1 protein-coding gene is annotated in these 1018 nt (G+C 66.0%); it reads left to right on the forward strand.

Annotated elements, in window-relative coordinates:
- On the forward strand, nucleotides 1–1018 hold a 1018-nt coding region (locus DK871_RS28370; RefSeq protein ID WP_306109910.1), incomplete at both ends, for an ImcF-related family protein.

Below are 1018 nucleotides of genomic sequence, written 5' to 3' on the forward strand. Positions count from 1 at the left end.
AGGCCGACCCGGCGCTGGTGGCCCAGGCTCGCCAGGTGTTGCTCAGCCAGTTGGGCCAGCGCAATGCGCAGGCCGCGTTGTACCGCAAGGTGCTCGACATCGCGGCCAATCAATACCCGGCGTTGAGCCTGCACGGCATGGTCGGTGAAACCGATGCTTCGGCGCTGTTCACCACCACCGCCAGCGTATCGGGCGTCTTTACCCGGCAGGCGTGGGAAGGCCGGGTGCGCCAGGCCATCGATGAGGTCGCCGAAGCGCGCCGCGAGGAAATCGACTGGGTGCTCAGCGACAGCCAGGCCGATATCGCCAGTGAGTTGACCCCGCAGATGCTCAAGGCGCAGCTCACCGAGCGTTACTTCCAGGACTACGCCAGTGCCTGGCTGGACTTTCTCAACAGCCTGCGCTGGCGCAAGGCCGAGGGCATGGGCGATGTGATCGACCAGTTGACCCTGATGACCGACGTGCGCCAGTCGCCGCTGATTGCGCTGATGAACACCCTGGCCTACCAGGGCCAAGCCGGTACGCGCACGCAGGCCTTGGCTGACTCGCTGATGAAGTCGGCCAAAGACCTGCTCGACCAGGACAAGGTGCCGCTGATCGACCAGCAAAGCCAGGTGCCGCGCAGCCCATTGGACGCTACCTTCGGGCCGCTGCTGACCCTGCTCGGCAAAGACACCGAAGGCAAGGCCGACAGCGAGCGCCTCAGTCTGCAAGCCTTCCTCACCCGCGTAACGCGGGTACGCCTGAAGCTGCAACAGGTGAGCAGCGCCTCCGACCTGCGGGAAATGACCCAGGCCCTGGCGCAAACCGTGTTCCAGGGCAAAAGCGTGGACCTTACCGACACCCAGTCCTACGGGAGCCTGATCGCCGCCAGCCTGGGCGCGGAGTGGGGCGTGGTCGGTCAGACGCTGTTCGTGCAGCCGCTGGCGCAGGCCTGGCAACGGGTGCTGCAACCTTCGGCGGCAGGGCTCAACAACCAGTGGCGTCGGGCGATTGTCACCGACTGGCAGGGCGCGTT

The organism is Pseudomonas sp. L13, assembly GCF_009935965.1.
Taxonomy (GTDB): Bacteria; Pseudomonadota; Gammaproteobacteria; order Pseudomonadales; family Pseudomonadaceae; genus Aquipseudomonas; species Aquipseudomonas lactis.